Annotated in this window: 14 protein-coding genes; 6 read left to right on the forward strand and 8 right to left on the reverse strand. The window is 64.9% G+C overall.

Annotation, left to right across the window (positions count from 1 at the left end; all coding sequences use genetic code 11):
* Positions 1-3: 3 nt before the first annotated feature.
* On the reverse strand, positions 4-594 hold the full coding sequence (locus MYCSP_RS18215; protein ID WP_088414610.1) for a TetR/AcrR family transcriptional regulator: 591 nt from the start codon (positions 592-594) through the stop codon (positions 4-6).
* 60 nt (positions 595-654) lie between these two features.
* Here MYCSP_RS18215 and MYCSP_RS18220 point away from each other — a divergent pair, with 60 nt between their 5' ends.
* The 5 genes from MYCSP_RS18220 to MYCSP_RS18240 all read left to right on the forward strand — a co-directional run bounded on the left by MYCSP_RS18220 (position 655) and on the right by MYCSP_RS18240 (position 6,156).
* Positions 655-2,247: an FAD-binding oxidoreductase gene (locus MYCSP_RS18220; RefSeq protein ID WP_070909340.1), complete on the forward strand. Its 1,593-nt coding sequence runs from the start codon at positions 655-657 to the stop codon at positions 2,245-2,247.
* A gap of 4 nt (positions 2,248-2,251) precedes the next feature.
* Positions 2,252-3,130, forward strand: a complete 879-nt coding sequence (locus MYCSP_RS18225) for a diacylglycerol kinase (RefSeq protein WP_083013469.1) — start codon at positions 2,252-2,254, stop codon at positions 3,128-3,130.
* Positions 3,131-3,464: 334 nt separating this feature from the next.
* On the forward strand, positions 3,465-4,127 hold the full coding sequence (locus MYCSP_RS18230; protein ID WP_070909338.1) for a TetR/AcrR family transcriptional regulator: 663 nt from the start codon (positions 3,465-3,467) through the stop codon (positions 4,125-4,127).
* 97 nt (positions 4,128-4,224) lie between these two features.
* Positions 4,225-4,923, forward strand: coding sequence for a YciI family protein (locus tag MYCSP_RS18235; protein WP_070910012.1), 699 nt, complete (start codon positions 4,225-4,227; stop codon positions 4,921-4,923).
* Between the two features lie 6 nt (positions 4,924-4,929).
* A complete protein-coding gene (locus tag MYCSP_RS18240; RefSeq protein ID WP_070909337.1) occupies positions 4,930-6,156 on the forward strand; it encodes an RNA polymerase sigma factor in 1,227 nt (408 codons plus the stop codon).
* A gap of 7 nt (positions 6,157-6,163) precedes the next feature.
* On the opposite strand, the gene MYCSP_RS18245 is transcribed toward MYCSP_RS18240, so the two are convergent.
* Together MYCSP_RS18245 and MYCSP_RS18250 are read right to left on the reverse strand one after the other, a co-directional pair.
* Positions 6,164-7,156, reverse strand: a complete 993-nt coding sequence (locus MYCSP_RS18245; protein ID WP_083013467.1) for an alpha/beta fold hydrolase — start codon at positions 7,154-7,156, stop codon at positions 6,164-6,166.
* Positions 7,157-7,168: 12 nt separating this feature from the next.
* Positions 7,169-7,573, reverse strand: coding sequence for a hypothetical protein (locus MYCSP_RS18250; protein WP_070909335.1), 405 nt, complete (start codon positions 7,571-7,573; stop codon positions 7,169-7,171).
* 399 nt (positions 7,574-7,972) lie between these two features.
* Here MYCSP_RS18250 and MYCSP_RS18255 point away from each other — a divergent pair, with 399 nt between their 5' ends.
* On the forward strand, positions 7,973-8,917 hold the full coding sequence (locus MYCSP_RS18255) for a LysR family transcriptional regulator (protein ID WP_268873095.1): 945 nt from the start codon (positions 7,973-7,975) through the stop codon (positions 8,915-8,917).
* A gap of 6 nt (positions 8,918-8,923) precedes the next feature.
* On the opposite strand, the gene MYCSP_RS18260 is transcribed toward MYCSP_RS18255, so the two are convergent.
* From MYCSP_RS18260 to nusG, 5 genes are all read right to left on the reverse strand, one after another.
* Entirely contained in the window at positions 8,924-10,627 is a 1,704-nt protein-coding gene (locus MYCSP_RS18260; RefSeq protein ID WP_070909333.1) for a sensor histidine kinase, read from the reverse strand.
* Between the two features lie 44 nt (positions 10,628-10,671).
* Positions 10,672-11,322, reverse strand: coding sequence for a response regulator transcription factor (locus MYCSP_RS18265; RefSeq protein WP_070910011.1), 651 nt, complete (start codon positions 11,320-11,322; stop codon positions 10,672-10,674).
* 219 nt (positions 11,323-11,541) lie between these two features.
* A complete protein-coding gene (rplA, locus tag MYCSP_RS18270; protein WP_070909332.1) occupies positions 11,542-12,249 on the reverse strand; it encodes a 50S ribosomal protein L1 in 708 nt (235 codons plus the stop codon).
* A 102-nt stretch (positions 12,250-12,351) separates the two neighbouring features.
* Positions 12,352-12,780, reverse strand: coding sequence for a 50S ribosomal protein L11 (gene rplK / locus MYCSP_RS18275; RefSeq protein ID WP_070909331.1), 429 nt, complete (start codon positions 12,778-12,780; stop codon positions 12,352-12,354).
* 84 nt (positions 12,781-12,864) lie between these two features.
* Positions 12,865-13,653 (reverse strand): transcription termination/antitermination protein NusG, encoded by a 789-nt coding sequence (gene nusG / locus MYCSP_RS18280; RefSeq protein WP_070909330.1) that lies wholly within the window; start codon positions 13,651-13,653, stop codon positions 12,865-12,867.
* Positions 13,654-13,684: the final 31 nt, after the last annotated feature.

Here is a 13,684-nt window from a genome sequence, read left to right on the forward strand (position 1 = left end):
GGGTCAAGCCTTGAGATATCCGTCGATGGCGGTGGCCAATTCGTTCACCAGCTCATCTGGGGAGAGGATGTCGGCGACGATGCGCGCCGATTGCAGCACCGATTGACCGATCAGCAACACCATCGCGGCCATCTGCTCCGGGGCGCCGGGGCGGATCGACCCATCGGCCTGCCCTTCGGCGATGAGCAACGCGGTCCAGCCGATGAGTGCGCGCTGACTGGTGCCCAATCGCCGCACGATGTAGGTCAAGAGCAGTTCGGGATCGGACCGCAGGATCGCCGCGAAAATGGAATGCTCACGCACCTGCGTAACCAGACCGGTCACCGACTGGACCAACCGATCGCGCGCAGGTCCGCATCCCGACGCAGGCAAGATCGAACCCATCTCCCGCGTGAGCAGCTCGGCAACCAGGGCACGCACATCCGGCCAGCGCCGATACACCGACGGACGGCTGACCTCGGCACGTTTGGCGATCTCGACCAGCGTCGTGCGACGCACTCCGAACTCGGTGATGCAGGACAACGCGGCATCGAGAATGCGTTCCGTGACGGGATCCGCCGCGATCTCGGCGATGTCCGTGGTCTGGACCGTCATGTCACCTCACCTTGCTAGAGACAGCGTTACATCTTGCCATCGTATGTAATACTGTAACGCATGATGGAGTGGGACGCCTGGGGCGTGGCCGAAAATCGACAGACTCTCTCACCTCAGGTGAAGGCGCTTTTGGCGTCGGCGCTGGGCATTCCCGAGCGGGAACCCGTCAGCCGAGACGAATCGGATGTCACCCTGTCCCCCAGCTCGCTCGCCGACGAACAGCTGGCGGCCCTGGGCGACCTACTCGGCGCGGAACATGTGAGCACCGAGCACGGCGTCCGGCTGCGGCATTCGGGCGGCAAGAGCACCCCGGATCTGTTGCGCCGCCGCTCCACCGGCGTCCAGGACGCACCCGACGCCATCGTCTACCCGGCCTCACACGACGAGGTGTCCGCGCTCCTGACGCTGTGCGCCGAGCGGTCCATCGCCGTCGTGCCGTTCGGCGGCGGCACCAGCGTGGTGGGTGGGCTTGACCCCGAACGCGGCGAATTCACCGCCGTTATCGCCGTCGACCTGCGCCGGATGTCGGGCCTGGTCTCTCTCGACGAGGTGTCGGGGACCGCGGTGCTGCTGCCGGGAACGACCGGCCCCGAAGCCGAGGAACTCCTTGGCGCCAAGGGTTTTTCGTTAGGGCATTTCCCGCAGAGCTTCCGCTTCGCGAGCATCGGCGGATTCGCCGCGACCCGTTCCTCCGGGCAGGCCTCCAGCGGTTACGGGCGCTTCGACGCCATGGTGGACGCAATCCGCATCGCCACTCCGCGTGGCGATCTCAACCTGGGCAGGGCACCCGCCTCTGCCGCCGGCCCGGATCTGCGTCAGCTCTTCCTCGGGTCCGAGGGTGCGCTGGGCATCATCACCGAGGTCACGGTGCGCGTACACCGACTCCCCGAGGAGACCTGGTACCAGGGTTGGTCCTTCCCGTCCTTCGACGCCGGAGCGCAGGCGCTGCGTACCCTCGTCCAGTCCGACGCGGCGCCCACGGTGCTGCGGCTGTCCGATGAGGCAGAGAGCGGATTGAACCTGGCTCTGGCCAAGGATATTGGCGGGAAGAACCCCGCCGCCGGGGTGCTGGCGATCACGACCGTCGAGGGCACCCACGGACACGTCACGGCCAAGTCGGCCGAAGTGGCCGCTGTCCTCGCCGCCGCCGGTGGCACCGCGCTCGGCGACGAGCCTGCCAAGGCCTGGGATCACGGCCGTTTCGACGCACCGTATCTGCGTGATGCACTGATAGACGCCGGTGCCGTGGTAGAGACCTTGGAAACCGCGACCTCGTGGCAGAACCTCGCCAACCTGCGCGCAGCCGTCACCACGGCGCTGGCCGAAGCGCTTGGCGCCCAAGGCACCCCACCGCTGGTGCTGTGCCACATCTCGCACACCTACCGCACGGGCGCATCCCTCTACTTCACCGTGGTGTGCGCGGCCGCAGAGGACGCGTTCACCCAGTGGGGCAGGGCGAAGAAGGCGGCAGGAGACGCGATCGTCGCCGCCGGTGGCACCATCACGCACCACCACGCGGTGGGCCGCGATCATCAACCGTGGCTTGCCGATGAGGTTGGCGAGCTCGGCATCGAGATCTTGCACGCCGTGAAGAAGACCGTCGATCCGCGGGGGATCTTGAACCCCGGCAAGCTGATTCCCGCGCAGGGGTGACGCGGTGACGCACCTGACCGTTCTGACGAATCCGGCCGCCGGCCACGCCGCGGCACAGGCAGCCGAAGCGGCCATCGCGCATCTGCGGGGACGCGGACTGACGGTGACTCATCATGCAGCATCATCGGCGTCGGAATCGCACGCACTCGCGCAGGAAGCCGCCCGCACGGGTGCCCGCGGCATCGTCGCCGCGGGCGGCGACGGCCTGGTGAGCATCGCCCTACAGGCGGTGGCGTCCACCCCGGTGGCGCTCGGCGTGATCCCAATCGGCACCGGAAACGACTGCGCCCGCATGCTGGACATTCCGCTGGGTGATCCGGTGGCCGCCGCCGACGTGATCGCCACCGGCAACATCCGGGTGATCGACGCCGGACGTGTCCGGTACGACGGAAACACCACCTGGTTCGCCACGGTCGTGGCCTCCGGTTTCGACTCCCTGGTCAACGATCGGGCAAATCGCATGAGCTGGCCGCGAGGTCGCCGCCGCTATGACATCGCCATGGCGTTGGAGGCCGCGAAGCTCAAGCCTCTGCCGTTCCGCATCGAATTGGACGACCAGGTGGTAGAGACCGACGTGACCCTGGTCGCTGTCGGCAACGGAACCTCGTACGGCGGCGGAATGCGCATCTGCCCCAACGCGATTCTGGACGACGGCCTGTTGGATGTGACGGTGGTGGCGGCCGGCGGGCGGCTGCGTCTGCTGCGGCTGTCCCCCACCGTCTACAAGGGCACCCATGTCGACTTGCCCGAGGTGAGCACCTTCCGGTCACGGCGGGTCCGGCTGTCCGCCGCCGATATCACCGCCTACGCCGACGGCGACCCGGTTGCCCCGTTGCCGATCGACATCGACGTGGTTCCCGGCGCGCTGTCCGTCTTCGCCTAGCCGGTCTCCTCGGCGAAAAGGAAGGCCGAATGCGGAAGCGCGCCAGGCGCGTCGTTTCCGCATCTCGGGCACTGACCACTCCCAGAGCCGTGGTGCCCATGCTCTCGTGAGGCCCGGCGGTGTCCGCCGCCGCGCCATGAGTTCCTTTGTACGCCAGCCTGGATGGCGCGCCGAGAACGCCAGGCGCACCATAGTTGTCAGCGCGGACCCCTCAAACCGCGCATCCCACCACAGCCCCGTGAGACCGCCCGGAAGAGTCACAGACGACAAGCTCGCACTATTTATAGAACAACGCGATATATTTGTCTAGTAATTTCGAGGATCGGGACACACGTTGAAGGACCACACCAACGCCGCCGAGGCGGGACGTGGCCGCGGACGGCCCATCAAAGACGGTAAGACGTCCGCGGAAGTGCGCTCGAACCTGCTCGACGCGACCGAACGCGTACTGGCCCGGGTGGGCGTCACCGCGCTCAGCATGGGAGCCGTCGCCCGCGAGGCGGGCTACAGCCGCGGTGTCGTCTACCGCTATTTCGACAACCGAGACGAGGTACTGGATGCCCTCGTCGTGCGCAGGGCAACAACGAACATCGCTGAGACTGCCCCACGGCTGGTGGCGCTGGGCGACTGGTCTGACATGGTCGTGGAGTCCATGGTCATCGTCGCAACGGAGACCACGCAAGATCCGTTGCTCCGCGCACTCGTAGATCCGGACGGTAGCCACACCACCGCGGCGAGCCTGATATTCGGCTCACCCGGGCTCAACCACATGCTCACATCGCTGTACGAGTCCATGTTCAACAGCGGGCTCGCGCCGCTTCGGGACGGACTCAGCGCTCACGACGCCTCCCGCTATGTGCTCTCGGTGGTCATGAGCCTGCTCTCGGGTTCCATACCGGGCTGTGATGATCCCGATCAGGTACGCCGGTATGTCCGGACTTTTGTGCTTCCCGCGCTCCTGCAGACGCCGCCACCTCCCCAGCAGGTCTTCACGTAAATCCTCGGCTGATGTCGGATCAGTGGTGCACGGTTCGTCAGACAGGTAGAGAGTGGATCGCAGAGTTCCGCTCACGACACAGACGGAGGGCTCCACCATGTACTACCTAGCGCTGCTCATCGGCCCCCAGCAGGAACGCACACCCGACGAGGCCGCCCTGGAACTGACGGACTACCTGAACTTTCACGCCAAGGCAGCATCTGCCATCCGTACCGGAGATGCGCTGTATCCCGAAGCCGATAGCGTGCGGATCACCGGCGGACCCGATGCTCCCGTCATCACCGACGGCCCGTTCGCCGAGGGCGCCGAGGTCGCGAACGGCTACTACGTGTTGGAGGCGGACAACCTCGATGACGCCATCGCGCTGGCCCGGGACATCCCGGAGGCCAAGCGCGGAGCAGTCGAAGTGTGGCCGCTGGTTGACTGTTCACAAGAGTTCGGGGGCCAGGGGCCCACGGGTTGGCTCGCACTGTTACTGGAGCCACGGGAACGCGCGTACGTGCCGGGCAGCGCCGAATGGGAAGCCGTCGCGGCGCAGCATGGGGTATTCGGCGAGAAGGCCAGCGGGCACATCAAGATCGCCGGACCGCTGCATCCTCCGTCGACGGCCACCACCGTGCGAGTCCGTGACGGAGAGGTTCTGCTCACCGACGGTCCCTACATCGAGGGGTCCGAGATCGCCAACGGCTTCTACGTGCTCGCCACCGAGGACCGTGACACGGCCATCGAGCTCGCCGCGCAGATACCCGCGTCCGCCGTGCACCTGCGCCAGCTCACCGGCGTCTCGGGTCTATAGGGCCGAATGACCGATCTGGACGGCGTCTTCCGGCGGGAGTGGGGGCCGACCGTCGCTGCCATCGCGCGGTGGTCAGGTGACCTCACCGTCGCCGAGGACGCCGTCCAGGAGGCATGTACCGACGCTCTGCGAACCTGGCCGCGTGACGGCGTACCCGAGAATCCGGGCGGCTGGTTGTTGACGGCCGCGCGAAATCGGGCCCGTGATCGGCTACGACGCGAGACTCTGCGTCCGGGAAAGGAGTTGGCCGCCGTGGTCGACGACATCACCGCCCGCACCGACGTCTCCGATCCCCATCCTGTGCGCGACGACGAACTGCGGATGATGTTTACCTGTGCCCACCCCGCGCTGGAGAGGATGGCGCAGCTGGCGCTCACGCTGCGGCTGGTGTCGGGCCTGACGGTCGCCGAGATCGCCCGGGCGCTGTTGCACAGCGAGGCAGCGATAGGTCAGCGAATCACGCGTGCCAAGAACAAGATTCGTACAGCCAACATCCCACTGCGAGTCCCGCCCGCCGAACTGTTGCCCGAGCGCACGCCTCATGTGCTCAGTTGCATCTATTCGGTGTTCACCGAGGGCTACTGGTCGACGAGCGGGCCTTCGGCCATTCGGGACGAACTCTGCGACGAGGGTGTGCGCCTGGCCGGCGAGCTATGCAAGCTCATGCCGCAGGAGCGGGAGGCCAACGCGCTGGCCGCACTTGTGTTGCTTCATGATTCGAGGCGCCTGGAACGCATGAACGGCGACGGTGCACTCATACCTCTGGAGGAGCAAGACCGCACCCGGTGGAATCGCGATCGCATCGATCGCGGACTCGGCCAGCTGCGCCAGGCGGCGGGTGCGACGGGTCCCTATCTCCCCCAAGCGGTTATCGCCGCCCTTCATGCCACCGCACCGTCCTGGGAGGAAACCGATTGGCATGCCATCTGCCTGGCCTACGACCAGCTGGCCGGCATGACGGGTTCGCCTGTGGTGTTGGTGAATCGGGCGTTGGCCATCGGCCTGCGCGATACTCCCGAGGCGGGGTTGGCGGCCCTGGAGAAGGTCGCCCACGATCCGCGGCTGACGCGATCGAATCTGGCAGCCACCGTCCGCGCCGATCTACTCCGACGCGCCGGCCGACATGCCGAGGCGGTCGATTGGTATCGAACAGCCTTGGAAGCCAATGGTTCCGATCCAGGGCGGGCCTTCCTTCAGCGACGCATCGCCGAGTGTCTCGACAGCCCGGGCTAGACGCGCCCTAGGAGGATCCGAGCACTCCGTCCAGCCAGTGACCGATATCGCGGTGGACACGGTCCTTTTCCGGTTCATTGAGAATCTCGTGGCGGCCACCCGCGTAAAAGCGGTATTCGAGACAGCGGTGACCTTCTGCCATGTACCGAGAAATAAGGCTCTGGATGGTCTTCGTGCGGCCACCCACCGGATCGTCGGCCCCGGACACGATGAGGATCGGGAGATCGACCGGGATACGCGATTCACTCCCGGGCTCCCACAAGGAGTGAAATCCCTTGATCACCGAGTAGGTCATCGCGTTCGAAAAGGGCTTGCCACACAAGGGGTCCGACTGGAATATGCGAATCTCTTCGGGATCGCAGGTCTGCCATTCCGACCCGGTGGGCATGGCACCCGCAGCCACAAAGGGGGCGTTGAACTCCGCCAAAGTCGAACCGAAGAATTGACTGGGCGCCATCGCGTCCGGTCCGGTGGCCAAAGTTTCCAGCTGTCCGATGACCTGCTGGTACGACTCCTCGGCCAGGCCAGGGACAGCGCCGAGCGTGCCGCAGAGAACGGCCCCCGCCAGCAGGTCTCCGTGGTTCTCGATATGCGACTGCATCAATGCCGAACCCATGCTGTGCCCAAAGGCGATCAACGGCAGGCCCGGGTTCTCAGCCTGTGCGATATCGGCGAGCTGCTTGATGTCCGCAGCCATATCGTCCCAGGCCGTGACCCCGAGCTGTCCTAGACCGCCGGGGCCGGCCGTTTGCCCGTGTCCGCGCAGGTCCAGGGCGTAGACGACGCAACCGCGCGCCGCCAGGAATCGGCCCAACCGGTCGTATCGGGCGCTGTACTCGGCAATGCCATGGGTGACCTGCACCGCGGCCCGCGTTTCGATCCCGCACGGCGGGTACCACACGCGATACCAGATCACCATCTGATCCACAGTGGAAGAAAACGTGGAAAAAGCGGGCCCGCCAACGGCGTTCACATCGAGGCCGAAACCAGTCTCATTCATGACGATGCTCTCTCACTCTATTTCTTCGGCGTACTTGCGGGCGTAGATCGCATAGAGCACAGTATCTTCCGCCTCTTCGATTGCCGAGAGCGCGATGTCCACCGCATAGGCCGCATCGGATTCGGCGATATCGGCGTCCCGTGCGGCAAGTCTCGCGTCGATCTTGCGTTCCTTCTGGCCCAGCGTCAGCTTGATCTTGGTTACCTGCGATTTCCAGCTGGCGCCCAGTTCGGTCCACGACGAACTGGCCTTGGCTGCAGCCTTGTCCGCGCTGGTCTCGAGTTCCTCACGATGCGCCGCGGCCCGATCCACGTCGCACTGCAATTCATCCCTCGTCTTGCCCCACGCATTCTCGGCCCTGAGTTCGGCGGCCTGCGCTCGCTCGACGATGTGCGAAAAGAACCGGTCGGTGCTCACGGTGAGCCTCCTTGCCGTCGAGGGAATCACGGATCATTCGAATACGTGAATAGTCACGCCGCATTGTCACCGCGACCAGGAACAAACTCCCAACCCCGAAAACACGAACGGCAAAGTCAGTCACAGTCCGCAATTCGCCGAAATACGAACGCGGCGACGGCACCGCTGAGCGGCAGAAATAAAGCTGTGAGCAAACTCGCGAAAATCCACCATAAGCAGGTATTTCGCTCATTGAGTCGCCTTTGCCAACCCACCGATGCCACCAACAGCAAGTTAGCATGAGCATTACCCGAACTCTCCGCGAGAGTATTACCAATTCAGACACGGTGTATTACTCACAAAGAAACAGTGACGCGGCGAGCAGATAATCGCATCGCTAGTGCGCGTTATGATCGCGCGGTGGGTCTCCAAAGCCTTGATGTATACGACCTTCGGTGTTTTGTCGCCGTGGCAACAAAGTTGAATTTCACCCAAGCCGCGCGGGATCTCCATGTCTCCGCCCCGCCGCTCAGCCGGCGGATCCGGGACATGGAGCGACTGCTGGGTGTGAAACTGTTTCTGCGCGACACACGTCGGGTGACACTGACCCCGGAAGGCGCGCGCCTGCTGCCCGCAGCGCGACGGGTGCTCGCACAATTCGACGAGTTGCCGTCGATCGTGTCGCCCGAGCCGACCGCATCCGCACGGTCCGTTGACTATGGTGTGCCACCCTGGCTACACCCGGACCTGCGCGCGGCGCTGGCGGATCTGGAGAAGGTGCACGCAGACAAACTCATGCTGAAAAAGTGGCCGCGAGGCAGCACGGAGATCGTCTCGGCGCTACAGCGGGGAGACATCGCGTTCGGACTGGCCCGGCCACCGTTCGATTCGGCGGGATTGATCAGCACGGTCGTGCACGAAGAAGACTTGGGCGCAGTGCTTTCCAAGGCGAAGTACGGATCCAGGTCGTCGGTATCGGTGTCCGAACTCGCCGACCTGAACTACGTGACCGCCCGGCGAGACACCGATACCGAGTATCGACAGCAGGTGGACAGTGCGCTGGAGTCCGCGGGTGTGCCTCGTCGGGAAGCTGTTGAGCCCGGCGACTACGTGGGTGCTGCCGATGTCATCGGCGTCGGCGGCGGGTTCGCCATCGCGCCGCTCGCCCCGGTCAGCGGCGCCCGGATGTACAACCTGGCCGAGGATGTCTGTGTACCGATCCATGATCTGGAGCTGACCCTGGTCACCTGTCTGGTCTGGCAGGCGAACCTCGCCGAACAGGACGAGGAGATACACGCCGTCATCGAGTCAGCTGTCGCACTACTACGCGAATCCGGTAACCCGCAGCGATCAGACGCCGGATAGCGGTGTCTACGGCAGCGGAGCCGACCACACCAATCGCGTGCCGCCGGTGTCCATCGCCGAGACGCTGAACGTGCCGCCCGACTCCGCGGCCCGATTCGCGAGCCCGCTCAACCCGCTGCGCGCCACTACTTCCGGTATCCCGATCCCGTCGTCGACCACCTCGATGACCAATTCGTCGTCGACCGAGACCGTCACCGACAACTCCCTGGCACGCGCGTGCCGCACCGCATTGCTCACGGCCTCGCGCACCACCGCCTCGGCGTCGCCTGAGGTACTCGCGGGCACCACGTCCAGGGGCCCGCTCATGCGGACCGACACCCGCAGGCCCGTATCGGCGGTGAGCTCATTGATAGTGGAACGTAGTGTGGCGCGCAAAGATTCGTCATTGGTGTGCAGATCGAAGATCGCGGTCCGAATCTCTTGAATCACCTCATGCAGCTGGTCGATATGGTCGGCGAGTCGTGCTGCCACCGTCGGGTCGACCGAGCGGCGATGGGTGCTCTGCATCGCCAGGCCGACGGCGAACAACCGTTGAATGACGTGGTCGTGCAGATCGCGGGCTATGCGATCACGATCTGCCAGCACATCCAGTTCGTGTTTGGCCAAACGAACCTCGGCCTGTTCCAGCGCCAGCGCGGCCTGTCCTGCGAACGAGGCCGCCATATCGAGCTGCTCCTCGTCGAAGGCCACCGCTCCCGCCGTCCGTAACAGGATGAGCACACCCGCGGTCGACTCCCCACCCCCCAGCGGAAGTACCAGGGCGGGCCCGAATGCCAAATCGGTTCCCTCGGCCAGATTCACGGCCAGTCGGCCCACATTCCTGGGCTCGTGATCGACGAAAGTGCTCCCCGAGGTCGAGCCGTCAACGGGAATGAGCTTGTCCCCCAGTACTTCCGCACCCTGGCCTTCACACACCGCCACCACCAGTTCGGCGATACCTTCCTCGTCGCCGACGGGCAACGCGATGAACGCGAAATCCGCCTCGGCAAGAAGCGCCGCGCTGGAGGCCACCAGGTGCAGTGCCTTACCCGGGTCCACGCCGCCCAGCAGTTCGGCGGTGATATCGGCCGTGGCGCGCTGCCATTGCTCGCGGCGGCGCGCGTGCTGGTAGAGACGAGCATTCTCGATCGCGATCCCGGCCGCGCCCGCGAGGGCGCGCACCACCACCTCGTCGTCCTCGGTGAATTCCTGCCCGTCGAGCTTCTCGGTGAGGTAAAGCCGCCCGAACACCTCGCCGCGCACCTGCACGGGCACGCCCAGGAAGGTCCGCATGGGCGGGTGATTCGCCGGGAATCCCACCGAGGCCGGGTGCGCCGCGATATCCCGCAACCGCAGCGGTTTGGCCTCGTCGATCACCACACCGAGCACACCGTGCCCCGTCGGCAGTGGGCCGATCAGTTCGCGGGTGGCCTCGTCGATTCCCTCGTAGACGAACTCGGCCAGCTTCTCGTCCGATCCCACCACGCCCAGCGCCCCGTACCGGGCACTGACGAGCTCTGATGCCGCACAGACGATTTCCCGTAGGGTCGCGTCCAACTCGAGCCCCGAGCTGACGGCCATCACGGCATCCAGCAGGGCGTCCATGCGGCCACGGGTGCCATCGACAATCTGCTCTATCCGGCCCTGCACCTCCGCGAGCAGTTCACGCAACTGCAAATGGGCAAGCTCGGCCGTCACCCGATTGGGTTGCGCACCAACGTCGTCGACCACAATTCAACTCTCGCACACCTTGCCCCGGGGTGAATACCAACCCGTCAGCCGTGCGACCCCTGATTCTCGCGCGCAAGCTTGGTGGCCAGCACGGCGACCTGAGTGCGGCGTTCGAGATCCAGTTTGGTGAGCAGACGAGAGACGTAGTTCTTGACCGTCTTCTCCGCCAAGAACATTCGCTCCGCGATCTGACGGTTGGTCAGTCCTTCCCCGATCAGCTCCAACAACGTACGCTCCTGGGCAGTGAGGCCGGCCAGCGGCGACGGATTGTCGGCCGCGGCGCGCAGCTTGTTCATCAACGCCGCGGCGGCCCGATTGTCCAGCAGTGAGCGTCCCGCACCGACGGTGCGGACCGCGGAGATCAGTTCCATCCCCTTGATGTCCTTGATGACGTAACCGCCGGCGCCCGCCATGATCGCGTCCAGCATGGCATGTTCGTCGGTGAACGAGGTCAGCATGAGACAGTTCAGATTCGGCAATCTAGACCGAAGTTCGCGGCACAGCTCGATGCCGTTGCCGTCGGGCAGCCGAATGTCCAACACCGCGATATCGGGCTGCAGTGCGGGGATACGCGCCATCGCCTCGGCAACCGAAGACGCCTGCCCGATCACCGAAAAGTCTTCTTCTTCTTCGAGCAGATCGGCCAGACCGCGGCGTACCACCTCGTGGTCGTCGACGAGGAACACCGTGATCATGTCCGTCTCCCTTCCACCTGCCGCCCCCAGTGTGGCACTGACAGAACACACCGACATGGCTTTCCTCCGTCCTACCTCTGCTGATTCCACGGTAAGACCGGCAGATCCATGCCGGCTATGGTCTTTGGTCCCTAGTAACAGCAAGGACAACGGCAGAGGCCCCCATGTCCCGTAGCCGGGACATGGGGGCCTCTGCGGTCAAACGTTCGCGCGGGGCGCTTAGGCCTCGAGGAAGTTCCGGGTCACGCCCGGGTCGACCTGGATGCCCGGGCCGGTGGTGGTGCTGACGACGACCTTCTTCAGGTAGCGCCCCTTGGCCGACGACGGCTTGGCACGCAGGATCTCGTCCAGGACCGCCCCATAGTTCTCCGTCAGCTTCTCGGCATCGAACGAGGCCTTGCCGATGATCAGGTGAAGGTTGGAGTGCTTGTCCACGCGGAAGTTGATCTTGCCGCCCTTGATGTCGGTGACGGCCTTGGCCACGTCCGGGGTCACGGTGCCGGTCTTGGGGTTCGGCATCAGACCGCGCGGGCCCAGGACACGTGCGATACGACCGACCTTGGCCATCTGATCCGGGGTGGCGATGGCTGCATCGAACTCCAGCCAGCCGCCCTGGATCTTCTCGATCAGGTCGTCGCTACCAACGACATCGGCACCGGCGGCGGCAGCCGCTTCGGCCTTGTCGCCCACCGCGAAGACGATGACGCGGGCGGTCTTACCGGTACCGTGCGGAAGGTTCACGGTGCCGCGGACCATCTGGTCAGCCTTGCGGGGGTCGACGCCGAGGCGCATGGCGACCTCGACAGTTGCGTCGTACTTCTTGGACGAGGTCTCCTTGGCCAGCTTGGTGGCCTCGAGAGGGGAATACAGCTTCTCGCGGTCCACCTTTTCGGCGGCTTCGCGATATGCCTTGCTGTTCTTGCTCATTGGTATCCAATCAATTGTTGGGTCGTGGTCGTACAGGCCGAAGCGGGCCTTACCACTGGGTTAAGCGGGCTACTCGATGCCAGCGCGGACGGCTACACCGTGTTATTCGACGGTGATGCCCATCGAGCGCGCGGTGCCGGCGATGATCTTGGCGGCGGCGTCGATGTCGTTGGCGTTGAGGTCTTCCTTCTTCGTCTCGGCGATCTCGCGCACCTGATCCCAGGTCACCTTGGCGACCTTGGTCTTGTGCGGCTCACCGGAACCCTTGGGCACACCGGCGGCCTTCAACAGCAGCTTGGCGGCGGGAGGGGTCTTGAGTGCGAAGGTGAAGCTGCGGTCCTCGTAGACGCTGATCTCCACGGGGATGACGTTGCCGCGCTGCGACTCCGTCGCGGCGTTGTACGCCTTGCAGAACTCCATGATGTTGACGCCGTGCTGACCGAGCGCGGGACCGACCGGAGGCGCGGGGTTGGCTTCGCCGGCCTTGATCTGCAGCTTGATCAGCCCGACGACCTTTTTCTTCGGGGCCATTGGGTGTTTCCTTACTTTCCTTCCGTGTTCCGGCCGTTATTCGACCGGAGGTTCTGCGGACCGTGACGCGGTCCGAAGTCTTTGTTAGAGCTTCTCCACCTGGGTGAAGTTGAGCTCGACAGGCGTTTCGCGGCCGAAGATGGACACCAGCACCTTGAGGCGCTGCTGTTCGGCGTTGACCTCGCTGATGCTGGCGGGCAGCGTCGCGAACGGGCCGTCGGTGACGGTGACCGATTCGCCGACCTCGAAATCGACCTCGATGACCGGACGCTCCAGGCCACCCGACTCCGGGGCGGTTCCGGCGGCTTCCGGGGTCCCACCCTTGGCGGGCTTCTTGGCAGGAGTCTGCGGGAGCAGGAACTTCACCACGTCATCGAGCGACAGCGGCGACGGGCGCGAGGTCGCGCCGACGAATCCGGTGACGCCGGGGGTGTTACGGACCGCGCCCCACGACTCGTCGTTTAGTTCCATCCGGACCAGGATGTAGCCGGGCAGCACCTTGCGGTTGACCTGCTTGCGCTGACCGTTCTTGATCTCGGTGACCTCTTCGGTGGGCACCTCGATCTGGAAGATGTAGTCGCCGACGTCCAGGTTCTGCACACGAGTCTGCAGGTTGGCCTTGACCTTGTTCTCGTATCCGGCGTACGAGTGGATGACGTACCACTCGCCCGGCTCGCGGCGCAGCTGCGCCTTCAGCGTGACGGCGGGATCGGCGTCTTCTTGGTCTTCCGGGTCTTCTTGCGCTCGCACCTCGGCGCCCGACTCTTCCGCAGACGGCTCAGGCGCGGCACTCTCGTCGATCACGTCGACCGAAGCAGCCGTGTCAGCGGTGTCTTCTGGCTCGCTCGCAGCGTCGCCGTCGAAGGTCGTCACCGTTCGTCCTCTCTTGTTTCTTGCGTCTCGT

Origin of the sequence: Mycobacteroides saopaulense (assembly GCF_001456355.1) — a bacterium.
In the GTDB taxonomy this organism is placed as follows: Bacteria; Actinomycetota; Actinomycetes; order Mycobacteriales; family Mycobacteriaceae; genus Mycobacterium; species Mycobacterium saopaulense.